Origin of the sequence: Kordiimonas sp. SCSIO 12610 (assembly GCF_024398015.1) — a bacterium.
Taxonomy (GTDB): Bacteria; Pseudomonadota; Alphaproteobacteria; order Sphingomonadales; family Kordiimonadaceae; genus CANLMI01.
Window position 1 is genome coordinate 2,524,375 of record NZ_CP073747.1, and the last position, 26,634, is coordinate 2,551,008.

At 44.6% G+C, this 26,634-nt stretch carries 21 protein-coding genes; 6 read left to right on the forward strand and 15 right to left on the reverse strand.

Features of this window, described 5'->3' with window-relative positions:
- Nucleotides 1-11 precede the first annotated feature (11 nt).
- From smc to KFF44_RS11945, 3 genes are all read right to left on the reverse strand, one after another.
- Entirely contained in the window at nt 12-3,476 is a 3,465-nt protein-coding gene (smc, locus tag KFF44_RS11935; RefSeq protein ID WP_255934511.1) for a chromosome segregation protein SMC, read from the reverse strand.
- Between the two features lie 86 nt (nt 3,477-3,562).
- Nucleotides 3,563-4,264: a thioredoxin domain-containing protein gene (locus KFF44_RS11940; RefSeq protein ID WP_255934512.1), complete on the reverse strand. Its 702-nt coding sequence runs from the start codon at nt 4,262-4,264 to the stop codon at nt 3,563-3,565.
- 184 nt (nt 4,265-4,448) lie between these two features.
- Nucleotides 4,449-4,967, reverse strand: a complete 519-nt coding sequence (locus KFF44_RS11945; RefSeq protein ID WP_255938822.1) for a DUF721 domain-containing protein — start codon at nt 4,965-4,967, stop codon at nt 4,449-4,451.
- 112 nt (nt 4,968-5,079) lie between these two features.
- Here KFF44_RS11945 and mutY point away from each other — a divergent pair, with 112 nt between their 5' ends.
- Nucleotides 5,080-6,123, forward strand: a complete 1,044-nt coding sequence (gene mutY / locus KFF44_RS11950; RefSeq protein WP_255934514.1) for an A/G-specific adenine glycosylase — start codon at nt 5,080-5,082, stop codon at nt 6,121-6,123.
- A 100-nt stretch (nt 6,124-6,223) separates the two neighbouring features.
- On the opposite strand, the gene KFF44_RS11955 is transcribed toward mutY, so the two are convergent.
- Nucleotides 6,224-7,351 carry a site-specific DNA-methyltransferase gene (locus tag KFF44_RS11955; protein ID WP_255934515.1) on the reverse strand — a complete coding sequence of 376 codons (1,128 nt, stop codon included), beginning with the start codon at nt 7,349-7,351 and terminating at the stop codon, nt 6,224-6,226.
- Between the two features lie 131 nt (nt 7,352-7,482).
- Entirely contained in the window at nt 7,483-8,157 is a 675-nt protein-coding gene (locus KFF44_RS11960; protein WP_255934516.1) for a ribonuclease HII, read from the reverse strand.
- Nucleotides 8,158-8,215: 58 nt separating this feature from the next.
- Between KFF44_RS11960 and KFF44_RS11965 the strand changes: the two genes are divergently transcribed.
- The 3 genes from KFF44_RS11965 (at nt 8,216) to KFF44_RS11975 (ending at nt 14,299) form a co-directional block, all read left to right on the forward strand.
- Nucleotides 8,216-9,223 carry a phosphotransferase gene (locus KFF44_RS11965; protein ID WP_255934517.1) on the forward strand — a complete coding sequence of 336 codons (1,008 nt, stop codon included), beginning with the start codon at nt 8,216-8,218 and terminating at the stop codon, nt 9,221-9,223.
- 517 nt (nt 9,224-9,740) lie between these two features.
- Nucleotides 9,741-13,457, forward strand: a complete 3,717-nt coding sequence (locus KFF44_RS11970) for a TonB-dependent receptor domain-containing protein (protein WP_255934518.1) — start codon at nt 9,741-9,743, stop codon at nt 13,455-13,457.
- A 221-nt stretch (nt 13,458-13,678) separates the two neighbouring features.
- Entirely contained in the window at nt 13,679-14,299 is a 621-nt protein-coding gene (locus tag KFF44_RS11975) for a response regulator transcription factor (RefSeq protein WP_255934519.1), read from the forward strand.
- Between the two features lie 27 nt (nt 14,300-14,326).
- Here the strand turns inward: KFF44_RS11975 and KFF44_RS11980 are convergent, their stop codons facing one another.
- Nucleotides 14,327-15,958 (reverse strand): alpha-D-glucose phosphate-specific phosphoglucomutase, encoded by a 1,632-nt coding sequence (locus KFF44_RS11980; protein WP_255934521.1) that lies wholly within the window; start codon nt 15,956-15,958, stop codon nt 14,327-14,329.
- Between the two features lie 265 nt (nt 15,959-16,223).
- Here KFF44_RS11980 and cysD point away from each other — a divergent pair, with 265 nt between their 5' ends.
- The gene (gene cysD / locus KFF44_RS11985) at nt 16,224-17,126 is read left to right on the forward strand and encodes a sulfate adenylyltransferase subunit CysD (protein ID WP_255934522.1); all 903 of its coding nucleotides are present in this window, start codon (nt 16,224-16,226) and stop codon (nt 17,124-17,126) included.
- A 2-nt stretch (nt 17,127-17,128) separates the two neighbouring features.
- Nucleotides 17,129-19,051, forward strand: coding sequence for a sulfate adenylyltransferase subunit CysN (gene cysN / locus KFF44_RS11990; protein ID WP_255934524.1), 1,923 nt, complete (start codon nt 17,129-17,131; stop codon nt 19,049-19,051).
- A 62-nt stretch (nt 19,052-19,113) separates the two neighbouring features.
- Here cysN and KFF44_RS11995 read toward each other — a convergent pair whose 3' ends face one another.
- The 9 genes from KFF44_RS11995 to KFF44_RS12035 all read right to left on the reverse strand — a co-directional run bounded on the left by KFF44_RS11995 (nt 19,114) and on the right by KFF44_RS12035 (nt 26,621).
- Complete coding sequence (locus tag KFF44_RS11995) at nt 19,114-20,886, reverse strand: sodium:solute symporter family protein (RefSeq protein ID WP_255934526.1); 1,773 nt, start codon at nt 20,884-20,886, stop codon at nt 19,114-19,116.
- 17 nt (nt 20,887-20,903) lie between these two features.
- Nucleotides 20,904-21,167 carry a DUF4212 domain-containing protein gene (locus KFF44_RS12000; RefSeq protein ID WP_255934528.1) on the reverse strand — a complete coding sequence of 88 codons (264 nt, stop codon included), beginning with the start codon at nt 21,165-21,167 and terminating at the stop codon, nt 20,904-20,906.
- A gap of 96 nt (nt 21,168-21,263) precedes the next feature.
- Nucleotides 21,264-22,169, reverse strand: a complete 906-nt coding sequence (locus tag KFF44_RS12005) for a hydroxymethylglutaryl-CoA lyase (protein WP_255934529.1) — start codon at nt 22,167-22,169, stop codon at nt 21,264-21,266.
- Between the two features lie 172 nt (nt 22,170-22,341).
- Nucleotides 22,342-23,187: an NAD(P)-dependent oxidoreductase gene (locus tag KFF44_RS12010; protein WP_255934530.1), complete on the reverse strand. Its 846-nt coding sequence runs from the start codon at nt 23,185-23,187 to the stop codon at nt 22,342-22,344.
- A gap of 341 nt (nt 23,188-23,528) precedes the next feature.
- Nucleotides 23,529-24,113, reverse strand: a complete 585-nt coding sequence (locus tag KFF44_RS12015) for a hypothetical protein (protein ID WP_255934531.1) — start codon at nt 24,111-24,113, stop codon at nt 23,529-23,531.
- Between the two features lie 272 nt (nt 24,114-24,385).
- On the reverse strand, nt 24,386-25,243 hold the full coding sequence (locus KFF44_RS12020) for a TraB/GumN family protein (protein WP_255934532.1): 858 nt from the start codon (nt 25,241-25,243) through the stop codon (nt 24,386-24,388).
- A gap of 536 nt (nt 25,244-25,779) precedes the next feature.
- A complete protein-coding gene (locus KFF44_RS12025; RefSeq protein WP_255934533.1) occupies nt 25,780-26,010 on the reverse strand; it encodes a hypothetical protein in 231 nt (76 codons plus the stop codon).
- Nucleotides 26,011-26,061: 51 nt separating this feature from the next.
- Nucleotides 26,062-26,259, reverse strand: a complete 198-nt coding sequence (locus KFF44_RS12030; RefSeq protein WP_255934534.1) for a hypothetical protein — start codon at nt 26,257-26,259, stop codon at nt 26,062-26,064.
- Nucleotides 26,260-26,378: 119 nt separating this feature from the next.
- The gene (locus tag KFF44_RS12035) at nt 26,379-26,621 is read right to left on the reverse strand and encodes a hypothetical protein (protein ID WP_255934535.1); all 243 of its coding nucleotides are present in this window, start codon (nt 26,619-26,621) and stop codon (nt 26,379-26,381) included.
- Nucleotides 26,622-26,634 lie beyond the last annotated feature (13 nt).

The following is a 26,634-nucleotide window of genomic DNA, read 5'->3' on the forward strand; positions in this document are numbered from 1 at the left end:
AGTTTTACCCACTAACCTGCATCGCGAAGTGCCTCTGCGCGCTCAAGGTCGACAGAAACAAGGGTAGAGATTCCTCTTTCAGCCATCGTCACACCGAAAAGCCTTTTCATCCGCGACATTGAGACAGCATTATGGGTCACAATAAGGAACCTTGTGTCAGTTCGCTCCATCATATCATCGAGCAAATTACAGAATCGCTCGACGTTCGCATCATCAAGGGGGGCATCAACCTCGTCCAACACACAGATCGGGGCCGGATTGGTTATGAATACCGCAAATATAAGTGCAAGCGCAGTCAGTGCTTGCTCGCCGCCAGAAAGAAGTGAGAGTGATTGGAGCTTCTTACCCGGTGGGCTTGCGAAAATCTCTAGCCCAGCATTTAAGGGATCATCGGACTCCGTTAATTTAAGATGAGCGGCACCGCCACCAAATAAGCTCGTGAACAGTTCAGAGAAATGCTGGTTCACGATATCAAACGCCTTCAACAAGCGTTCACGACCTTCACGGTTAAGTCCATTAATGGCCTGACGCAGTCTCGCAATTGCTTCTTCAAGGTCCTCGCGCTCGCTGACGAGGTGAATGCGTTGCTCATCAATTTCATTCAGTTCTTCATCAGCGCGGAGGTTAACCGCTCCCAAGCGGTCCCGCTCGCGCTTTAGTTTTTCAAGTTTGTCTTCCAAAACAATGATGTCAGGCAAGCTATCACTTGTTTCTACACCAGCCTTTTCAAGCAACTTTGTCGGAGCACACTCAAATCGTTCCCCAATCAAACTCGCGATATCCTTACGCCGCGTAACGGCGGCTTCAACGGAACCTTCGCCCCTGATTTGGCGCTCACGGACTTCGTTTAAAGCAATCTGAAGATCATTTAAGGCTTTGTCTTTGCTTTTAAGGGTGTTTTCTGCACTAACCAGTGTTTCAGATGTTTGCCTGCGCTCTTCCTCTGCCAGCTTGAGCGCATCCAGCAATTTTATCCGGTCTGCTTCTGTATCTTCCGGGCGCGCATTCAGCGCTTCCAGTTGTTTCTTAGCATCCAAGGATCGTTCAACAAGTGACTTAACCTGCTTCTCTGCGCTTTTAACGCGCAGCTTCCATGCTCCCATTTCTGTTGAGATAGCACGCAAACGGTCGTCACGGGCCTGCGCTTCTCGCCTTAGTCCATCAAACGCTGCTCGGGCATTTGATAAAACTTCACGAAGTTCTTCTACCTCAACGCGCTTTTCTTGAAGTGCGCCTTCAAAACCTGTTTGTTCAGGAATGGCGCTTAATTTTGTATCAATTTCTTCTAATCTACGCACAGTGTCAGCGAGGTCATTATCCAATCGCAACACGCTATCACGGAGCGTGTTCAATCGCCCTGCTTTCTTTGCGGCTTCGGCTTCGGCGGCAACAAGATTTCGACGTGCTTCACCAAGGCTACGTTCAATATTTTGCCGGTTTTGCCGTGCTTCATTTTCAGATTGGCGCATAAAGTCGAGCTTGCTTTTTGCTTCTTCAAGAAGCGTCGCAAGCTTGCCCTGCTCATTTTGCAATTCTGTAAGATCAGCTTGCAATTGCTCCAAACGGTTTTTCTGCTCAAAACGCATGGCTGCACGACTTGGCGCATTGGCTTTGCTGACAAAGCCATCCCACCGCCAGACATCGCCGCCCTTCGTTACCAAGCGCTGGCCAGGGGAAAGATTAGTGATAACGGTATCAACCTTATTCGCATCAGGGATTAATCCAATGTGATCAAACCTATTCTTCAAAATGTCAGGAACAGTAACAAATGACCCTATGGCCTCCACCCCTTCAGGCCACTTTGTGCCCTCTGTGTTTTGCGCCTGTTCACTACTCCAATACCGATCAGAAGCATGATCCATACTGGCTTCCAAGTCTTCCCCAAGAGCTGCCCCCACTGCGCGCTCGTAACCGGCTTCGACCTTAAGCTCATCCGCGATCGGATTAGCATCGGACTTGGATCCTTCCGTCAATATCCGCTCAAGTCCTGCAACTTCACTCGACAATGATTTAATCCTGCCATTCATGGCGGAGTGATCACTTTCTTTAGTGCGAAACTCTGTACGCAATTCGCCAACTTTTGCTTCCGCCGCAACTAAAGCTGCCTGCGCATCCTTCAGGGCATTTTCATGCTGTAATATCTCTTGCTGGACTTGGCTAACCTTAGCAGCGATTTCGTCTGTTTCTTCCAAGCTACTTATTTCTTGTTGAACTCGGTTCTTTTCGCTTTCAATTTGCTCTGAGCGTCTGGCAACTGCCAATCGGTCGCTTTCCAGTGACGAGCGCTTTGCCCGTGCTTGGGCTGCTTGCTCGCTTAACTGATCATACGCGGATTCCGCGTTACCCGCCGCACGCACTGATGCTTCCAACTTCTCTCGGGCTTCCTGTTCTGCTGCTTGCTGCCCTTCTTTATCGGCCCGTAATCGTTCCTGCTCGTTGTCCAGGCGTGTCAAAGACGCTTTGGCATCTTCGGCAATTTCGTTTTCACGTTGGTGATCTGCCTCACTTTGTTCAATTACGGCCTCCAAGGATGCCGCCATCTCGCCGCGCCTAGCGGCCTCGGCCTCCATATTATCTTTTTGGATTGTTATTCGCTGTAATTTTGCGGCTGCTTCTGCATCTTTCTCACGGATGGCGGGGATTGATGCGGCAACCTCGGTTTGTTCGGTTGTTGCTTTGCTGACAGCCACCTGTGCATCCGCCACCAATTTCGATGCCTCGCGGAGCAAACGTTCCTGATTGATAACATCATCAGATGCGGTTTTCCATTTCAGGAACAAGGCGCTTGCTTCAACCTTTCTAATATCGTTTGAAACTTCACGGTATCTGATGGCTTGACGTGCTTGTCGCTTTAAGCTGGCGATCTGGCTATCCATCGCCTGAATAACGTCCTGAACCCTAACAAGGTTTGATTCTGCACTACGAAGGCGGCTTTCAGCCTCTTTCCTACGTGTATGCAGGCCTGATATACCCGCTGCTTCCTCTAATATCGCTCGGCGGTCCTGTGGTTTGGCATTGATCAGACTGCCTATTCGCCCTTGTGAAACCAATGCCGGTGAATGAGCGCCCGTTGCAGCATCTGCAAATAAAAGCTGAACATCCTTTTGCCGAACATCCTTGCCGTTGATGCGATAGGCAGAGCCAGATTCCCGTTCAATCCGGCGGGTTACTTCGATAAATTCTTCGTCATTGAACTCGGCCGGAGCGGTTCGATCGACATTATCGATTACAAGGGTGACTTCTGCAAAATTACGCGGGGAAAGCTTGCTCGTACCAGCAAAGATGACATCATCCATACCCGCACCCCTAAGGGATTTCGCACGATTTTCCCCCATAACCCAGCGAAGTGCTTCAAGCAGATTAGATTTACCGCAACCATTAGGGCCCACAACACCCGTAAGGCCCGGCTCGATCAATAATTCGGTCGGGTCAACAAATGATTTAAATCCTGATAGCCTTAACCGCGAAAACCGCATACTTGGCTAATACTCCCCATCCCCATACCTCATAATCACTAGAGGCAAAAATGGCCCGATCATATAACCGAGCCATTAGTTTTTATCTAAAGTGCTGCGTCTACAGCTTTTTCAATTGTTTCGAAAGCATAGTTATCCAGCTTGCTACCATTTACAATGATGGTCGGCGTCGCTGTTACGTTGAATTCTTTCACACCGTCCTGGCCAATCTTCACAAGATTTTTGTGCATTTCAGTATTAGCAAGGCACCGATCGAATTGAGTGCGGCTAATTCCAGCCTTGCGGGCGATACCAGCAAGTGCACTGATTGGATCCTGGGAACGGCCCCAGTCATTTTGCTTCGCAAAAAATTCTTTTGTCAGCTTTTGAGCAACTTCCTGATTAGAGCAGCGCGCCACAGTAGATGCCGCCAAGTCAACCTGGTTAGTAACCAAATTACGGAAAAGGAACTTAACTTTACCTGTATCGATATATTTTTCTTTTACCTTAGGGAAGATACTTGATGAAAAGCTTGCGCAGTGCGGGCATGTCATTGATGCGTATTCAATGATTTCAATAGGTGCATTTGGATCACCATATACGATATCACCCCAAACGCCTTCACGAGCGCCAGCATCCTGCGCGACTTCAGCAACAGCGGCAACTGCCTCTTCAGCACCCTCAACAACAGAGTTAACAACGGCTGTCGACTCTGCAGTTTCGACTGCACTCGATGTTGATTCGGTCTCAGCTTCACTGCAAGCTGCAATCAACGTTACACCAAATATCAAACCAATAATTCGCTGCATCCTAATCATTCCTTTGTGGTCTCTGCAATCTCATCCACTAAATATAGTATATAAACAGGTAAAACTCTTTTTTGCGACTCTTTTTTCAAAGAACCGTCATATCCGCGAGGAAGCGTAAAAAGTTCACCCCAAATCCAGTCACTTCTAGCCTAATTCACAGAATAATAAAACTCTAACTTAAGGATTACTTTCCGCCTTTAATCAAAACCTGTTTACCGAGATTTTTGAGCGCCGTTTTGAGCGGCGACGCTTCATCATCTCCAACCAATGTCTCTAGCTTCTGAGTTTCCTCAGAGGTAAGTGCACGTTCTGATTGCTTGAAACGCCTCGCCTGAAGGGGCATAGGCCCTTGCTGAAGGGAAATTTTTGCAACTGCCCCATAGCCAAAAAAAGTATTTATCATCTCGGTGATACGGGTGGTCTGATGCTGCAACAAAGGGGCATAAGCTGACTCGCACCTGACAACAAGCGTACCGCCAACTCTTTCACCTCTAGGGAAAATCAGTTTAACCGGAAGCGAGCAACTGGATAAATCATGCCCGACAATCTGCGGCCATTTAACAATGACCTCAGCCTGCGCAAACCCCTTGGCCCGCATCGCCCTATCTGTGAACGGTCGCGTCAGATTAGCCGCAGACAGTGTTTTAAACTTCCGTTTGCTAGAATATGGTGACCGCTTCTGTTTTTCGCTATTTTCTGACATCACTTTTATGGCGCTTGTAAATTACTCCCACATAGTAAATCAGATTGTACAATATGAACAGATCAAGATTTGCCCCTTTGACTATACACTTTTGCCGGTTTATCAGAGCACTATGAATATTTATGCAGATGATTTACTCACTTGGTATGACCATAACAAACGTACTCTTCCCTGGCGGGCCATGAGCGGCGAGCAGCCTGATCCCTACAGAGTATGGCTTTCTGAAATAATGCTGCAACAAACAACCGTTGCGACCGTCAAAAGCTATTTTGAGAAATTCACAACGATCTGGCCCACAGTTCAGGACTTAGCCGCGGCACCACAAGAAGACATATTAAAGGAATGGGCAGGTCTTGGCTATTATGCGCGCGCCCGAAACCTGCATAAATGTGCGATCACAATAGCGCACGAACATAATGGAGTATTTCCCTCAACAGAAGCGGAATTAAAAACATTACCCGGTATCGGCGATTACACCGCAGCTGCCATTGCCGCTATCGCCTTTAATGAGGCAGCGGCCGTTGTAGACGGCAATATTGAACGCATCATAAGTCGAACACATTATATCGAAACACCATTACCGAAAGCGAAACCAGCAATTAAAAGTGCGGTAAAGGCGAAAACGCCAACTGACCGCCCGGGCGATTTTGCGCAAGCAATGATGGATTTAGGCGCAACTATATGCAGACCGAAAAACCCTGATTGCCTTTTGTGTCCATGGCAATTGCACTGTGATGCACTGAAGCACGGGGATATGGAACGTTTTCCCGTGAAGCCACCTAAGGCGCCAAAGCCTGTGCGACGGGCAATTTCTTTTTGGGTTGAACATGATGGTCACGTTTTACTAGAGCGCAGGCAAGATAAGGGCTTGCTCGGTGGAATGCCTGGTTTCTTCTCTAGCCCCTGGGTTGAGAGAAATAATCACCCCACGGTAGAAGAAAGCCTTGATTTCGCGCCATTAGATACTGAATGGGCGCTGGGAAGCGGCATAGCAACCCATACATTCACACATTTTCACCTTGAGACAAAATTGGCGAAGGCCACAGCAAAAACCAAAATAAATATAGAAAATGGTTTCTGGCACCCCATGAATGATCTTAAATCTGTTGGACTACCCACAGTATTCAAAAAGATAGCAAAACTGAACACCCAATAAGCCATACTTTACCCATAAAAAATGGGGCATCCCCTCAGGCAAACGGGACGCCCCACCAAGAGAGCACAAACGGGCATAAGTGCTCTCAAAAACCGAACAATTAGTGCATTTCAGCTCTGACTTGCTGACGGAATATATCAATCGGCATTAACTCGCCTTTTTTCTCTACGTGCCAGAATGTCCAGCCATTGCAGGCTTGGGCCCCTTGAACCTGGGCACCGATCTGATGAATAGAGCCTTTGGCTTTGTCTGTAATCAAGCTACCGTCAGTGCGAACACGGGCTGCAAACTTTTTATTACTATCGTAGAGCGTTTCACCTGGTTCAATCATACCGCGCTCAACAAGGGAACCAAATGGCACACGCGGCTGCGCGCGCTTGCTTTCCGTGAAACCGAGTGCTTCATCATCAAGCTTTTCAACTTTTGAAATACGCTCCTGGGCAACCTTTATGTAATCAGTTTCGCGCTCAATACCAATGAAGTTGCGTCCCAAGCGCTTTGCAACAGCGCCGGTTGTACCTGTACCAAAAAATGGATCAAGGACAACATCCCCTGGCTTCGTTGATGACATCAAAACACGGTACAAAAGCGATTCTGGTTTTTGCGTTGCATGCGCCTTCTTACCGTCAGACTTCAAACGCTCTTTACCCGAGCATATCGGCAACACCCAATCAGATCGCATCTGCGTATCATCATTCATTGCTTTCATGGCGTCATAATTGAAAGTATATCCGCCCTTGTCCGCCGATTTAGCAGCCCAAATCAGTGTTTCGTGGGCATTGGTAAAACGCGTACCACGGAAGTTCGGCATCGGGTTTGATTTACGCCAAATCACATCATTCAAAATCCAGTAATCCAGATTTTGAAGCGTTGATCCAACACGGAAGATATTGTGGTAACTCCCGATCACCCAGATCGTACCACTATCTTTCAAGACGCGTTTAACAGCCTCTAACCAGCGAAAGGTGAATTCATCATATGCGGAAAAACTTGAAAATTTGTCCCACGCATCATGAACACCATCGACCTTAGATTGGTCAGGGCGTGTGAGCGTATCCTTCAACTGCATATTATAAGGGGGATCTGCAAAGATCACATCCACAGATTTTTCCGGGAGTGAATTCAGGATATCAATACAGTCACCCTGAACAATTTTATTCTTAACTTTATCAATAGATAATTTGGTCAAACGGTTCCCTTTACGGGCAACCTTCGATGCCTGAGTCATGTCATTTTCTCCGTCCCAGTTACCGGGAATCCTTTTTGGATTCAGGTTTGTTTTCCGTGTAACTTTGAGCAGATTATGATTCGAATCAGATTCTTCGTCAAGAGATTCTTTTAATTGAATCAATAAGTTGTTTAGTTTTTCTCATCTAAAATCTTGCGAATCGGTGCAAATGATTTTCGATGATATTTCGTGACACCCACAAGCTTTAGTGCTGCCATATGTTTCGGCACACCATATCCTGCGTTTGATGCCCATCCATACTCAGGGTGTCTTTCCCCTAATTTTGTCATCAATTTATCGCGAAAATTTTTTGCGAGAATACTCGCCGCAGCGATTGAAAGTGACCTTCCATCCCCCTTAATGATCAAATCAGTTGGCAAATCAAGTGCCGGATTTTGATTGCCATCAACTAAGGCACCATTCACTTTAACAGGGAGATTTTTAACTGCGTTTCGCATGGCAAGCAGCGATGCCTGAAGAATATTGATCTTATCAATTTCTTCGACGCTGACTTCCGCAATGGCATAGGCAGTTGCACTTGCCCGAATAGCCTCATCCAATGCAAAGCGCTTTTTTTCATTTAGTTTTTTACTGTCATTCAGGCCGTCAGGGATATTGTTTGGATCTAAAACAACCGCTGCCGCGACGACAGGCCCTGCAAGCGGTCCGCGACCAACCTCGTCCACCCCGCAAACAAGACCTTCAACCTCTTTAATAAGCTTCGCTTCCAGCGACCAGTCCGGCCCTTTTGTTAAATCAGCACCATTAGCGCTAAATAAATCAATTTGTTGAATTCTTTTGGACATTAAATTCAAAATCCATATTTTGTGAAATGATCACTTTATAGATACCGAAGGCCAATACGTGAACCAAGCCGAAAATATCATCCCGCTTTTTCAAGAAAAACTTCGTGAAATCGATGGTTCCACTCAGTGGGATATTGAAGGGCCAGTGATTAGATCAAGAGAATGCGATATATATAAAGCAACCAATCCAATCTCAAAAATGGAATTGGCACTTAAGCAATACAAATCATCCGCAAATCAAAACGCGGTAAAAGAGCAATTCGACGCCCTCGTGCTATATCAAGATTCTATGACAGGCGCAGGATGCTTACACCGTGTCCCCAAGGTGTATAGCTGTACACCTAAAAGCAATATAATGGTTATGGAATGGCTTCACGGACAGGAGCTTCATAGCTATCTGTGGAAAAATTTATGGAACACAGCAGAACTAAAGCGTCTGATTGCGCTCTCAGCAAAGTGGCTTGGTACATTTCATCAAAATAGTTCCATTACATCTCAAACCTATGAAACAAATACACTCCTTAAAACCATAGAAAAACGAGTAAATAAATATAACTCCACCGCGCAGATTTTATCAAATAACCATTTTCAAAGTGCGTTAGCGACACTCAAACGATACGTAAAGAACACGCCTTCTATATCTACACCAATCACTACCAGTCATAATGATTTCACGCCAACCAACATTATTCTGGATGGAAAGCAAGCCTACGGCATTGATATTTGGGCAAAAAAAAACACACCGATATATAATGATATTGCTCGGATAGCTGTTTACCTAACTGTTGCCTATCCAATTCGAATGAACACGAACATTGTAACAAAGGCATTACAGTCAGGAACTGCCTTACAGATTATGGCGGAAAGTTATACGGCGCAAACCAATGTTCAATTGGATCAGAAAATACTGCTACTTTTTATCTACACGGAACTATTGCGGCGCTGGATTGTCATTTCAGATAGGAAGACAAGCGGGAAACTTATTCCAACCTTAGTTAAGGTCTACCAATCACAAAGGATTAAATATCAGATCCATCAGCTTAAACGTTATTTTATCGACGCCTAAACTCCCGCTTACATGTAAACGATTGTCAAGACTCGTCACCCCCTATTTCCCACGTATAAATAATGTTAATTTACATACGTATTTAGGAATAGAATGACATTAAAACTGTCACCTTTATGCAACATTTATGACTTTCCACAAATCCCAACAGCTCGAAACCCATCGAGATTGTGAACAATATATAGCTCATACGAAATACCCACATCTATATAAACTCGCGCGGTAATTTAAACCCGATATAAACTGAATATTTATGCTTTTTCCTTCAATAAAGATGATATTCGCTCAAAACCACATTATTACTACCTATAATTGCTTTTACAGTACACAAAGCAGATCATAAGATTATATACTCAAAAAATCTTATCATAACGATTTATCACATTTATTTTATTGTTTTCATATAGTTGCTACCGTCTAGCTATTTGACATCCGTATAAGAACGCCTCCTAAGGCGCGCGGAAAATTCTTTTACATAATAAAGAATACTCAACCTTGGGATATATTAGGAAAAGAAATGAATAGTTTAGAATTATGGAAGTCTCGTTTCCGTTTTGGAACGGCTTCAACACTATTAGCTGTTTTGGGCGTCGTTGGATCATCCAACGTATATGCACAAGACACAAGCACCGACGACGAGGAAGTAGAAGAAGTTGTTGTAACAGGCTCGCGGATTAGACGTTCCTCTGAAAACGCAAGTGTTCCCCTTAAAATCACAGGTGCTGTGGAAATTGAAAATCGTGGTTTTACCAACGTAATTCAGGCCCTGAATGACGACCCAGCATTTTTTGGAAACAACAGTGCAGTTGACAACCCGAATGCAGGCAACCAAAACGGCGACGCCTTTGCATTCCCCAACGTGCTAGGGCTTGGTACACAGCGAACATTGTCTCTTTTCAATGGACGCCGCTTTGTAGCGACAAACCAAAACACAGTTTTTGTTCCTGGAAACTTCACTGGCGCGCAGGTTGACCTTTCTATCATTAACCCAGCATTGCTAGAGCGTACTGAAACAACAATCGGCTCAGGTGGTGCTGTATATGGTGCTGACGCCGTTGCAGGCGTTGTTAACCTTATCACAAAAGACGACTTTGAAGGTTTAGATGTTACAACACAGTTTGGCATTTCTGATCGCGGCGACGGTGAAACATACCGAGCTTCAGTTGCATATGGCCAAAACTTCGACGATGACCGCGGTAACTTTGCTGTATCACTTGAATATAGCGACACAGCTCGCCTGGATGGATCGGACCGTTCTTTCACGAGCATTAACCGCGCAGAGATTACAAACCCGCTGAACGGACGCACACGCAACCTTGACCCATTCAGCACACAAGCGGCAATTTCCACATTACTTGGCGGCGGTACACTAGCGCCTGCCTTTAACCCAGCAGGTGCAGATGGCATCCAAAGCACCCGTAGTGTTATCGGAATTGTAAATCCAACGATTTCCTTTGGCGGCGTCCTCGCAGGCGGTACTGGCGGATTTAGTGGTATTCAGCCTATTTTAAATCTAGGCCCTGTTCCTGGCGCTCTTGCAGGCGCTGGTGCTGACCCCGCTGGTTTCGCGTTCTTCGCACCATCATCATTACCCGCAGGTGTTGACCCTGCTGCCGTTATCGCATCACTTTCTCCTGGCGCAGCAATCGATGGCCTCAATGCAGGTCAATTGAACTCTCTAGCTCTTGGCTTATTGCAACGAAATCGTCCAACAGTTGGTGAATTCTTTAATTCCAATCCCGGGTTAAACCCGAATCTTTTCCTGGGCACATTCGCTGACTCCGATGCATTTCCAACGATTGCAAACACTGATCCAGCGACGAGTGCAATCTTCCCGCGTATCGCGGTTCCGCTTCAATTTGCAAGCAACGGTAACCTCGTACCACTTAATATCGGGCAACGGATCCCAGGCGTTACAGACATTAACAGCGTTATCGGCGGTGACGGCCTCGCATTCAATGGCACAACAACACCACTCGTTGCAGGCCAAGAGCGCTACAACATTTTCACGACAGGTCATTACGACTTAACTGACAATGTTACAGTGTTTGCCGATTTCCTATATTCTCGCACTGAATTTGATCTTGTTGCACAACCTGCTTCAAACACCCAGTTTAACGGAACGTCGGGACAAGGTGGTATCCGTATCTTCATTGACGAAAACCCATTTGTTAACCAACAAGCACTTGATACACTCAATGACCTGGAAGCTCAGGGGTTCAACATTGCGACACAGGATGGCTCACGCTTCATTACGGTTAGCCGTAATACCGCAGACTTCTTCGAAGATAGAGTAAATATCAACAGTACTGAAACTGATACGTTCAGAGGTACGATTGGTTTCAAAGGTGATTTCGATGCTTTTGACCGTAATTTCTTCTGGGAAACTTCATTCGTCTATGGCCGTTCGGAAACAACAAACACAACCGACCAAAGGCGTGATATTGAGCTGTTCCTAGCTCTTGATGTCGTTACTGACGAAAATGGAAATACCGTTTGTCGCCAGCAAACATTAGACGCGCCAGAATCAATTGCGGTCCGCAACCCTGGTCTCGGTGGCATCGCAAATAATCTTGGCCTAACACCAACACAAGCCCAGATTGATGCATGTATTCCATTAAATATCTTAGGCGACGGTGCACCATCACAGGCGGCTCTTGATCTGATAACATTCAGAGCAACATCGGAAAACGTTACCGAGCAATATTTTTACTCTGCTCAATTTGGCGGCGATATTGTTGAACTTCCAGGCGGTACAGCAGGTTTTAATACTCAGTTTGAGTATCGCCGTGAAAGCAACCAGCTGACACCTAGTTTTGAAGTTGAGAATGGCTTGGGCAATAACGCTAATACACCTCCAGCACAAGGAACGACTGAATTTGTCGAGTGGGGTATTGAAGCAAGTATTCCGGTATTTGGCGGTGACTTCACCCTACCGGGCATTAAGAGCCTAGAGTTTGATGGTGCATATCGTATTGTGAACCGTACACAGTCATCAGAAACAGAACTGTTCCAGGATATTATTGATGACGTCAGCGGCGTAACAGATAGCATCTTCCAAGTTGTAGGTCGTTGGAGACCAATCGATGATCTTTTGGTGACTGCTAACTATAGTGAATCTGTTCGTTCACCATCACAAACAGAGCTATTTGGTTCGCTACAATTTGCTTTTGCAAATGGTAACGGTGCATTCCCATGTACATCGACAACCATTAACCAAGGCCCGAATCCAAGTGTAAGAGCACAGAACTGTGCAGCGCTCTTTGGGGCATTGGGGTTACCAGCTAACTTTGGCGATACATTCCAAAACATCAACGTTGGTGAAACAGCGGGTGTTGTCGGAAACCCATTCCTGTCAAACGAGCAATCAGATAGTTATTCTGTTGGTATTGCTTATACTCCAAGCTGGTTGCCTGGTTCATATTTCCAAGCTAACTATGTAGCTATCGACATCGAAAACCAAGTTGGTCTGAACGGTCCGGCAACATCGCTTCCAGCATGTTTCGACTCTTCTGATTTCCCGAATGTGGATGTAAACGGTACAAATGTTTGTAACCAATTTATCTTCGGCGCAGATGATGGCACTGGAACATTTATTGTACCGAGCGACGGGATCAGTCAGATTACTGGTGAACCCGTTCTTGTAGGCCCTGCGGCTGGACAGCCATTGAACGCACAAGGCCCAGCACAGGTTGCGTTTAGCTTCTTCTCGAACTTGAACCTGGCCTCTACAGAACTTCGCCAGTTGAATTTCCGCGCAGGCTATACGTTCTCACTTGAAGACGCTATCGGCTACGATTGGGGTCAAATATCGATCCGTGGTGACCTGAACTATATTGATCGCTTTGACAGTTTCCCAACCGGATCCGTTGAAAGTCTGAACCCACAAGCTGGTGATGTTAATCCTAACTGGCGTGGCCGTTTTGACTTCGACTACTCGATTGGCAAGTTTGGTGCTCTCGTTCAGTTGTTCCATACAAGTGGTACAGTGGGTAACATCTTAACACCACAAGATGCTTTCCCAGAGCAACAAAATGATTTTGTATTGCCAGCATTTAACAGATTTAACCTGAACCTACGTTATCAGCTGACTGAAAACGTAACGATCCGGGGAATTGTTAATAATGTGTTCGACAACAATGGTACATTTGGTCGCGTTGAAAATAATGAGTTTTTCATTCAACGTGATCCAATTGGTAGAACATATAACGTGACTGTATCTGCAAGATTCTAAATAAGAATCAATAAGTTAGATATAAGTGACAACCATTCAAAAAGGTTAGGGATACGTCCCTAGCCTTTACATATCAATAACTATTAAGTGATTTATACACTTATAAATTCACACATATAATGAAAACAAATCAGTAAGAACGAACGACAGAGCATCCGATCAACACATATTTTTCGCGGTCATCCTGCCCCCAAATTTGTGTATGATCAAAAGAGGTAACGATGAAAGCTTTGATAATTGATAGTGAAGAACTATTCCGCTTAGGTGTAAAACATCTGCTGAAAGCAGCTAATGATTTTGATGAAATTATTGAGATATCGGCAGACAGAGAACTTTTATCATTACCCGTTACAGTTTCGAAAGAGGTTACAATAACCATTGTAAACCCCATGTGTTTTCCAGACATGCAAGATATATTCTGGCGCCCAATCCAACAAATCTGTCCAAATTCTAAGATTCTGGCAATCGTCGAGGATGGTTTTAATCATTTTGAGAAAGATGGCATTAACTTTGTGCCAAGAGGGATAAGCGCTCACCATATGGCCTCATTGATCCAGGATAACCTCTCCACTCGCTCTAGGTTTGATGCCCCAAGTATCGTCGAACCTATAGTAGAGTCTCCAAAGCCGCTCAATCCTGACCAGAACCTAAGTAAAAACTTTTCTAAGCGTCGCTTACAAATATTGGAAATGGCTGCTAATGGCCTTTCAAATAAAGATATTGCGGTTGAACTTAATATAGCTGAAGGAACCGTAAAGGCTCATATGCATCTAATTATGAAAATGTTGGATGTATCGAACAGAACCCAAGCTGCCCTGTGGTACCAAAGCCAATATCACTAACGTTTTTCGCTACCGATATTTCTATGACTAGGAAATAACGGTAGGCTCAGACATTCCTGTCAGCTTCGATATTTCAGCGATATTATCTGCAGCAGAAATTATAGCCTCTAACGCCGTTTGAGTTTCCAAAGCGAGATCGCTGTCAACATCCTGATATCGCTCAAGGTAAACACGTAATGTGGCGCCGTCTGTTCCTGTACCCGACAAACGAAACACAATTCGGCTACCACTTTCAAAAATTACACGAATGCCCTGCTTTGATGCAATGGAGCCGTCAACTGGGTCATGATATTCAAAATCATCTACCGTAGCGACAACCTCATCCCCCTGTTTTGTCCCAACTAAAGTATTCTTTCGGGAACGTAGTCCGCTCATCAAAGCCTCAGCGACGCCCTTATCAATCGCTTCATAATCATGGCGCGAATAATAGTTTCGGCCATATGCATTCCAATGATCTGTTATTATTTCCAAAACGCTCTTTTGGGTGACAGCAAGTATATTTAGCCACAATAGAACTGCCCAAACACCATCTTTTTCGCGAACATGATCGGATCCGGTACCCGCACTCTCTTCTCCGCAAATCGTTATTTTGCCCGCATCTAACAGGTTTCCAAAAAACTTCCATCCTGTCGGTGTTTCAAAACATGGTATTCCTAGTTTGTCAGCAACACGGTCTATTGCCATACTTGTTGGCATAGAGCGAGCAGCACCACAGACCCCCTCTTTATAAGCAGGTGCTAAATGCGCATTTGCGGTTAAAATAGCCAAACTATCGGACGGCGCGACATATATACCCGTCCCAAGTATGATATTCCTATCCCCATCGCCGTCAGAAGCAGCACCAAAATCAGAAGCTTCATCACCAAACATGTGATCAACAAGCTCCTTAGCGTAAACTGGGTTTGGATCAGGGTGACAACCACCGAAATCAGGGAGAGGCTTAGAATTAATGACCGAACCTTCCCTCGCCCCCAAACAATCTTCAAAAATTGCTTTGGCATAGGGTCCCGTGATGGCATGCATGGCATCAAATTTCATTGTGAACCCAGTCGCAAATAAAGAACGAATGGCATCAAAGTCGAACAGGCTTTCCATCATTTTCTGATAATCAGAAACTGGATCAATAATTTCCACAGTCATATCATCCAATTGAGTTTTACCAATTGCATTTAAATCCACATCAACGACATCACAGATATGATATTCTGAGATTGATTTTGAAATCGTGTAAATGGCATCAGTGACGGCTTCTGGCGCAGGCCCACCGTTAGACGCATTAAATTTAATGCCAAAATCACCGTTTGGGCCGCCTGGATTATGACTAGCAGACAAAACAATACCACCAACACACCCGTATTTACGAATAAGATTGGATACCGCAGGTGTTGATAACAAACCATTCTGCCCAACCAAAACGCGCTTAATCCCGTTGGCAGCAGCCATTTTTAATATTGTTTGAATGGCAGTTTCATTATGATATCGACCATCCCCGCCAACAACTAAAGTTGAGTTTTCCGGGCAATTAATGGCAGAGAATATCGATTGAACAAAATTTTCCAGATAATGCTTTTTCTGAAATTGTTTCACTTTTTTTCGAAGACCTGATGTTCCGGGTTTCTGATCTGAAAGTGCCTGTGTTTTTATCGTTAAAATCGTCATTTAAACCCCGCTAATTCAATTCGCCTGCAAAAAACCTGACCACTTTTACCCATCAGATTATTCAATCTTTCACATCAGATTACATAATGTTGTCTATTCTCACATAAAAACGAATAGACATAATTCTATGCGATCAATACATAAGCCCCTTAAATTAACAAATTATAACATGTAGTCTTATTTGTTAGATAAGACCTAACATTCACTTCATTTGTTTTATTGTTGTATAAGTGAATGATTAACTGACTTTTGAAAGCATGGAAAAATGACACGCTCACTCACACACTTGGAAAGACTGGAAGCTGAAAGCATCCACATTCTAAGAGAAGTCGCATCCGAGGCTGAAAAGCCCGTGATGCTATATTCTGTCGGTAAGGATAGTGCGGTAATGCTACACCTCGCCCGCAAGGCATTTTATCCATCGCCTCCACCATTCCCACTTTTGCATGTTGACACAACCTGGAAATTCCAGGCCATGTATGAGATGCGTGAACGCATGGCTCGTGAAGCAGGGATGGAACTACTGATCTGGCAGAACCCTGAAGCCGTTGAGCGCGGCATTAATCCGTTTGATCACGGCTCTGCTCATACTGATATGTGGAAAACCGAAGGCCTCAAGCAAGCGCTTAGCCATTACAAGTTTGACGCCGCATTTGGTGGTGCTCGCCGCGATGAAGAAAAATCCCGCGCAAAAGAGCGTATTTTCAGCTTCCGTTCAGCGAGTAATCGCTGGGATCCCAAAAATCAGCGGCCAGAACTTTGGAAACTATATAATGCCCGTAAAGCAAAGGATGAAAGCATCCGTGTGTTCCCAATTTCCAACTGGACCGAGCTCGATGTTTGGCAATATATCCACTTGAACGATATTCCAATCGTAGACCTGTATTTTTCTGCACCTCGTCCAACCGTAGAGCGTGATGGCTTAACATTGATGGTCGACGATGACCGCTTCCGTCTCGAAGATGGTGAAACACCGGTTGAAAAGTCGATCCGTTTCAGAACCCTTGGATGTTATCCATTGACAGGTGCAGTTGAAAGCACCGCAACAACGCTACCGGAAATTATTCAGGAAATGCTTTTGACCACCACGTCGGAGCGACAAGGCCGAGCGATCGACAAAGAAGAAGCCGCGAGCATGGAAAAGAAAAAGCAGGAAGGGTATTTCTAATCATGACGAATGACCAAAACTCTTCATACAAAACATCAGAACTGGCTGCTGAAGATATCGATGCGTACCTCAAACAGCACCAGCACAAGTCGCTTCTGCGTTTCATTACCTGCGGTTCGGTTGATGATGGTAAATCTACACTGATCGGTCGCTTACTCTATGACAGCAAGATGATCTTCGAAGATCAACTGGCCGCACTTGAGGCTGCTTCAAAGCGCGTCGGTACACAAGGGCAGAATATCGACTTCGCGCTTCTTGTGGATGGGCTTGCCGCAGAGCAGGAACAAGGTATTACGATTGATGTCGCTTACCGTTTCTTCGCGACAGAAAAACGTAAGTTCATCGTGGCTGATACACCAGGCCACGAACAATACACCCGCAATATGGTAACGGGTGCATCGACCGCAGACCTCGCGATTATCCTGATTGATGCACGTAAGGGCGTACTAACGCAAACACGCCGTCACAGCTATGCCTGTAAGCTAATCGGTATAAAGAACATCGTTCTCGCTGTGAACAAAATGGATTTGATCGATTACGATCAGGCAAAATACCAAGCCATTATTGACGATTATACCGAATTTGGGCAAAGCATTGGCATTGAAAACTTCACTGCCATTCCAATCTCGGGCCTTGCGGGCGATAATATCGCTGCGAAATCGGAAAACACACATTGGTATGATGGCAAAGCCCTGATCGACCACCTTGAAACCGTCGAACTGGATGTCACATCAGATCAAACTGGTCCATTCCGTATGCCGGTCCAATGGGTTAACCGCCCTAACCTCGATTTCCGTGGCTTTTCGGGCACGATCGAAAGCGGTGCCATTAACCCCGGTGATAACATTCGCATTCTACCGTCTGGTAAAACCAGCAAAGTTGAACGGATTGTAACGTTTGATGGCGACCTGGAAGAAGGTGTTGCTGGCCAATCTGTTACCCTGACGCTCGAAGATGAAGTCGATTGCTCACGCGGTGATATGATCACTGCTTCCAATAGTCCTGCTGAGGTTGCAGATCAGTTTGAAACTACCATTATCTGGATGGATGATAACGAGCTGCTGCCAAACCGTACCTATTTAATGAAAATCGGCACGCAAACGGTAACAGCGCGGGTCAACCAGCCAAAATATAAAATCGATGTTAATACGACACAGCAACTAGCCGCCAAAACGCTAGAGCTAAATGACATTGGTGTAGCAAACCTTGCGACAGACAAGCCAATTGTGTTTGATGCCTATGAAAACAGCAAAGCACTTGGCGGGTTTATCCTGATTGATAAAATCAGTAATGCGACTGTTGCCGCGGGCCTCATTAACTTCTCGCTTCGTCGCTCACAAAATGTGCACTGGCAAGCGGTTGATATCTCGCGGGATGATCATGCAAGCCTCAAAAACCAGAAGCCGGCTGTCTTATGGTTCACTGGTCTTTCAGGTTCTGGTAAATCAACGATCGCAAATCTTGTCGAGAAAAAACTATACCGCATGAATCGTCACACAGCCCTTCTGGACGGCGATAATATCCGCCACGGCATCAACAAGGATCTTGGTTTCACGGATGCTGACCGGGTTGAAAATATCCGTCGTGTCGGTGAGATTGCCAAGCTTATGGCTGATTCTGGTCTGATTGTTATCACCGCCTTCATATCACCGTTCCGCGCCGAGCGCAGAATGGTTCGTGAAATGATAGAAGACGGCGAGTTCTTTGAAATTCATGTGGATACACCGCTTGAAGTTGCAGAAGCTCGTGATGTTAAGGGGCTCTACAAGAAAGCACGCGCTGGTGAGCTCAAAAACTTCACAGGTATCGACAGCCCATTTGAAGCACCAAACAACCCTGAAATCCGGGTTAATACAGTTCAGATGAGCGCAGAAGAGGCTGCCGATATGATCGTCGACCTTGTTCTTGAGAAACAAGATAAATAATCGACGACCAACACCTTTAATAAAAAGCACCGTAGATCATACCTACGGTGCTTTTTTATAGCTTAATGGTCCTGTGCGGCCCCTGCTCCACTTGGCAGTCGGATTGTCTCAACCAACTCTTCAACATGCACTGGTGGTTTAGCTGTATATTTAGAAATGAGTATCGCCACCGCAAAATTAACGACCATACCAATCATGCCAATACCTTCTGGTGAAATACCAAAAAGCCAATGCTCTGCAGTGTTCATACCTGGTGCATAAAACTTAAAATAACCAATGTATGCGAGCGTAAACGCGAGACCAGACAGCATACCAGCAACCGCCCCTTCCTTATTCATACGCTTAGAAAATATCCCCATGAGTATAGCAGGGAAAAGAGATGCGGCCGCGAGGCCAAACGCAAGTGCGACAACCTGTGCAACAAACCCCGGTGGGTTGATCCCCAAATACCCCGCAACAATGATAGCAAGTGCCGCTGCAATCCGCGCTGCACGAAGTTCCTGACGATCGGAAATATCAGGCATGAAAGTTTTCTTCAAAAGATCATGGCTGATGGAACTGGATATAACTAGCAACAAGCCTGCTGCCGTTGAAAGTGCGGCAGCCATCGCGCCTGCCGCCACAAGGGCAATGACCCAATCCGGTAATTTGGCGATTTCCGGGTTCGCAAGCACCATAATGTCACGGTCAACATAAACCTCATTAGGCGACGTGGATGGCTCATTTACGACAATCCGCTGACCATTACCCGACCGATTATCTGTATAGCTGGGTGTCCCTTCAAATGGGGCACCGGCGCGGTACTGTATTTTTCCATCCTTGTTCTTATCCTGCCACGCAACCAGTCCGATATTCTCCCAGTTTTTGAACCAATTCGGCGTCTCTGCATATGTTTTTTCATTCACTTCATTGATGAAATTCAGGCGAGCAAACGCACCCACTGCAGGGGCTGTTGTGTAAAGAATGGCGATAAACACGAGCGCCCACCCGGCTGATTTCCGAGCGTCAGAAACCTTAGGCACCGTGAAAAACCGCACAATCACATGCGGCAGGCCTGCCGTTCCAACCATCAAGGCCATTGTGATCGCGAATATATCGACAGTTGACTTATTGCCTTCTGTAAACGCAGCAAAGCCGAGATCGGTTAAAACACCGTCCAGTTTATCGAGCACACTTATGTTTGAACCATCAGCAAGCTCTGCGCCGAGGCCTAATTGTGGGATAGGATTTCCTGTAATCAAGATCGAGATAAAAACTGCGGGGACCGTATAAGCAAAAATCAAAACACAATACTGCGCCACCTGTGTGTATGTGATCCCTTTCATCCCACCGAGGACCGCATACATAAATACAATCGCCATCCCGATCATGACACCCAGATCGATATCAACCTCAAGAAACCTTGAAAATACAATGCCTACACCGCGCATCTGCCCCGCTACATATGTGAAGGAAATGCAGATCAGACAGATAACTGCTACAATGCGCGCCAAATCAGAATAATAACGATCACCGATAAAATCAGGGACCGTAAATTTGCCAAACTTTCTGAGATAAGGGGCCAACAGAAGCGCCAATAGCACATATCCTCCTGTCCAGCCCATCAGATAAACAGACGCATCATAACCAATGAAGGCAATAATCCCCGCCATAGATATGAAGGACGCAGCACTCATCCAATCCGCGGCTGTTGCCATGCCGTTGACAACAGGGTGCACACCGCCGCCAGCGATATAAAATTCCTTGGTGGAACCGACCTGTGACCAGACCGCGATACCAATATACAGAGCAAACGAGACACCAACAAAAAGATATGTGAGGGTTGAAAGGTCCATGAACAATCCCCCCTAATCTAATCGTCAAAGCCGAAGCGTTTTTCAAGACGCTTCATGGATCGTGCATAGATAAAAATCAAGGCAACGAAGACATAGATTGAACCTTGCTGTGCAAACCAAAACCCGAGCTTAAAGCCAAAAAACTGGATAGTATCCAACAGGTCTCGTAACAAAATTCCAAAGCCAAAAGAAACGACAAACCATACGCAAAGCAAACTGATCAATAGCTTGATATTAGCACGCCAATAATTTTTCGCGTTTTCTGAACTTTCCTTATCCATAAGTGCCTCCTTCTCCCAATCAATATTGGTAAAGCTATCGCGGGCACTATGTCCATAAGTTTCAGCGTATTCTTAAATATCAACCCTGTATTTTCGTTAGAAGCCACCAGCCTGACTAACAGCCGATGGTGTCGGCCGACCAAGCTTTTCCGCGACCCATTCTGTTAGAGTGATTAATTGGTCGAGCGATAAATCTGTTTTTATTCCAGACCGTTCCAGCATAAAAACAAGATCCTCTGTGCCAATATTCCCTGTTGCTTTCGGTGCGAATGGGCAACCACCCAATCCACCGATCGATGCATCCAAAATATGCACACCCGCTTGATATGCGGCCCAGGCATTAGCAATTCCTGTCCCGCGCGTGTTATGAAAATGTGCCCTAAACGGAATATGCGGAACCGCTTCGCGGGCGCGGTTAAACAAATCGGCAACCTGCCCTGGTCCACCAACACCGATTGTATCAGCAAGGGCGATTTCGCGGGGCTCAGCTTCAGCGATAGACTTCACCATATCAATAACATGATCTGCATCAACGGCGCCTTCAAACGGGCACCCAAAAGAAGCAGAAATAGTAATTTGAGCAGATAAACCATCTGCTTTTGCTAGTTTGACAATATCCTTCGATATTTCCACGGATTCCGCAGAAGTTTGGCCTTGGTTTTTCTCAGCAAACGTATCGCTCGCAATTGCAACTGCCCCAACCTCGTCAACGCCGCGTTTCCCACCGGCTTTTGTTTCAACGGCACGAAAGTATCCGCGCTTATTGAGGACAAGGCCAATGTAAGTACATTCAGGGTTATCATCGAGGCCCGCGATCACTGCCTCGGCATCTGCCATCTGTGGTACCCGCTTTGGATGGACGAAGCTTGCGACCTCTAATCGCCGGGCGCCAGCGGCTATCGCATCATTGATCAATTTCAACTTGTCTTCGGTATCGAAGATAACCTTTTCATTCTGCAAGCCATCGCGCGCACCAACTTCTACAATCTCAATTTCTGTCATGGAATGATAACCTATTAATGTTCTGATATGTAGCTTAGAGGCTGTAAGTACCCCGACATAGCTCTAAAAGCAAATTCAAGACGGCTAAACATCTTCATAATCAGCCGAAAAAACATTCGCAAAATATACCTGTCAAATGTAGCTTTCAGGTATCAAAACTCTGTCACACCTTTCAGGATTTAGCCGTGTCTTCAGGGTTAAGATTGAGAAACGCAACACCACTATTCCCCAACTCAACAGAGGCAAAAGGCCCACCATGACACGTATTTGACGGGTCTTGAGGGTCTAAAGCACCATATTCTTTATAGATTTCCTCAGCATATTTTTCCGCATTATCCTTTGGTCGATACCCCAAATGCTGTGCTTTGCTATTATCAACTGGTGCCCTATCGTTATTGGAAACACCATAAACAACGGAAAACCCGGTTATTGGCGTATCAATTGCCCGTTTAACCAGATGGATAAGGTCATCGTAAGAAAGCCATGACCCAACCGCCCTAGGGTTGGAAACCTGAGCACAGGAGAGAATTCGCATACAAACAGATTCGACACCGCGTTTATCCCAGTACAGGGACGCTAAATCCTCTGCAAAACATTTAGCAAGCCCATAAAACGTATCTGGCCTATGCGGTGCATCTATTCCAATAAAATCCGATTTTTTATGCATACCAACAGCATGAATTGAAGATGCATAAACAACACGACGAACCTTATTCCGGTAAGCGGCTTCCCAAACAGTATAAGCGCCGTAAAAATTTGGTCCCCACAACTCATCCATAGGAGCCTCGTCGCCGATAGCACCAAAATGAACCACCATATCAGCGCCCTCTAACAAGGCAACAATTTCATCAAGCTTGGTTAGGTCAGCCTTTACATATGTTTCATTAGGCGCAAGATTTGATAAAGTGTCCACTATATCTGAGGATACAAATTCCTCGCACATTTGCGATAAAGGCTCACGTAAATAAGACCCAAGACGCCCTGCTGCACCAGTTAGAACCAGCTTTTTAAATTTCATTCCAATGCTCCTTATTTCGCAAGCAACCATCCGCTTTACAGACTATCCGACTAAGCTCGACATGCAGCCAAATAGGGTACCAGTTACCTGCCAACAGTTTGAAGGCAATGTAGCACCAGTAATAAAAATCACAACAAGCGGATAATGGAAATATCATACCCGATGCATGTCAGATACCTGCGGCAAGATTTGCAAAGGTTTTGCTAGGCTAACAGGGAAGATTGACAGCTTTGATTGGGAAAATGATGGTAGCCGAGGACTATTTTAAACGCTCATTGCAAAAGTTGATTTTTTGCTTCTACTGATTTTTTAATTATCAACAATACCGCTGATGTCAGTGTTTACCCTGTAATCTCAAAAGAATATTGGATAGCAGGATACATTGAGAAGAACCAATCAGGTGCATTGGAGGCCAAGTTTTGTATTGTTGCCATACAAGGATTAGGCCTCTCTTTATCAAGCCTAGTAATATCCAGCAATGATAGAACAGGTGGAGTAGCGAGAGATATGGCAGCATTGTTGGCGGCTGTGTATGGAGTGAGGTAATATTTTGGCAAGCAATATTGTAGGTAATTCTTCTCGAAATTATTGACAATTTTACGATCAAACCCTTGAGAGTAAAAAATACGGTTTGTCTTTACAGTAAAAAAATACTGATTAGCTTGCTCTAACATCTCTCTGGACTTATTTATCCCAACCACATCATCAAAAAGAGTACCCATTGTTAGCAACATTGCAATACCTAACAATAGTCCTCTACCCAAAGAATCTTTAAAATTAAAACCGTACCGACACCATCCAACACCTAGTAAGCCTGCTACCGCATATGTACCAACTTTCCAACCATCCTGATAATTACTAACAATTAACGTTAGACTGACAACTATACTAATAATAGAGCCAAATAGTTTTACACCAACATTCATACTTATTCACTTCGCTAAAGTTAAAAAAGTATAATAACCTGATCGAATGCAGCCTAAAAATAATCGATAAAATTTTAAGTGTTCAAATAAGACCAAATCAATTTGTTAATGCAGCAAAAGCCTTAAACCACCACACCTACATTATAGTGAAGTTACTCTCTTAACTTAGTCAAAACCAATGAGTCGCTTCATATAATTAAAGCGATACAAGATAAACGCCTCCAGAATAAACTAAGAGGCGTTTTATAAGTTATTGGTCATTTCAATAACAGTTACTGAACTCGTGTAACTTCAATTCCAGCCTGCGGTAACAAATCAATTACAGAACCTTCCCCAACTAAATGACCAGCGCCAACAGCAATAACATAATTGCCGGGCTTATCGAGAATTTTTTGAATGTCGTCTACCCAGTTCTTATTGCGTTCAAAAAAGATTTTTTCTCTGATCTCTTCTGTTCCATCATTTGAAGAATTTATAAGTGCATCAAGTGCTTTTGTATCCCCCTTAATCCAGGCATCAGTCATACTTTCCATTTGTTGATCAAGCGCAGTTTCATCAGCAAGAATTTGCTCAACAAAAGCAATTTCTGCTTCATCACTTAACCCATCAAATTGGGAAAGCTGAAATTCTGCTGTTTCAAGGCCGTCAATTTTAATACCTTGCGCTTGCACAAAACCAGTCAATGTCGCTTCTACTCCTGACAATGGATTGTATCCAAGTTTTACGAATTTAAAACCAGCATATGTAACACCCGCAAGCCAAGGTTTGAAACGTTTGAGGCCTTGCTCTGGAATTCCAAGAGCACCAAGCTCTGTTTTCAATTTTTCATAAGCTTCAGCAGGCAAATGTTTATCCAAACTATCACCCTCAGGCAACAATCCATACTTAGGTGCCAAGGATTGCATTACTTGAGGTGATTGTTGTTCAGGCGACAATTCCAGATACAAAGTATCTGCCTTATTGACAACATTGCGCAAATCCTCATTTAACCAAACAGTGCCCGGCTTCAAAACATGGATTGTTCCCAAGATGTTAATAGTGGTGTCTTCATCTGAAATTTTCCAAAGTGCTGGTCCGTCAGCAAACGACGGCAAAGTAAATAGCACAAGTGCCAAAATGTATTTAAACATGTTATTTCCTTGTATAAACAAAAGGGCTAATCAGCCTGTTTCAATTATCTGAGGGAGTATTATTTTTTAGCTCGATTATGCCTAGCAATGATACAGGACCAAGCTATAGCGTTAAGGACTACTATAAGCTTTATAAGAATGCTGTCTCGTTGACAGATAAAGTAATAGCACTCATCATGAATACTCCATTTCTTTAACCTTATGGTTCGAGCTGGTGGCTTGTTTAATCCCGTCCACCGGCTCATTTCTTGCTAGCATCACAATTGACGCTCACTCTCAAGCGACTATGAATATTATTTCCCAGCAGCATGAAGCCTGTATGCTAGGCTTGATTATTGATCTTAAATCTAACAATCATTCCCCGCTTAATTCTCTTATGCACTTAGCTGCGATATCAAAGTGAACTGATCTTTAGTTTCGTCACACAGTGCTTACTAAAGAGCAGATTTTGATATTCCAGACGAACTTTTGGAGAAAACCCCAACTCTAAAATACACAGAAAAAGTGCCTAACTTATATAAATGAACCGCAAAGTTCTAACCAAGCATCAGAGAACCGAGCATCAAAACAACACCTACTAGTCCCATAATTACTGCATAGTTTGATAAATCTTTCCTCTTTGTGCCAAAGATTCTTTTAGCAGCAAATATAGACAAAACTCCAAGTAACATCGCGAGCATAACTATTATTATTTGCTTCTCCATGATATTAACACTTTCTAAAACATTGATATCAGCTATCCAAATGGCAATAAACTTGAGCATCATCACTCAGCTAGAATTACAATTTTATTAACTTTTAATAGTTCAATTTAACACTTAGCCGTTCTCTGACTTATCTTGATCTTGCCTTATAGCCGTAGTAAAACTCCAAATTAGCAGCAGGAAAACAGTCCCGAAACCAACGGTCTTTATTACCGATTTTACGGCGGGGTCCAGTGAACCAAACACAATGCCAAGCCCTAATCCAACAGCCAAAAAAGCAAATGCCAAAAAGAGCATGTATTTCTTTGTCATCTGATTATATCCTTCTATCTAGCTCCATTAAACCAACAGAATAACAGATGTTTATTCTGAATATTAACAATGAATGTGTTGGCAGAAAACTGCCAACACTTTTTTAACATAACCCAAAGTTATAATAATTCGGCTACGCCGACGCCGATAAATATTCCAGAAGCAACACTCGAAATCCCGACGCCTGCCAAGAAAATTCCGCTACCCAGTACAGCTGCGGGTGCAGCGGCAATAGCTAGTGCCACGCCGCCAAAAATCGCTAAGCCAGATGCAATATTCGTCAAGCCTTCTGCGGTGTCCCCACCGCTTACAAAGTCGAGTTCAAAATCATTTAGTTCCATAATTCCAGTATTTGTGTACATTATGTAATTCCAT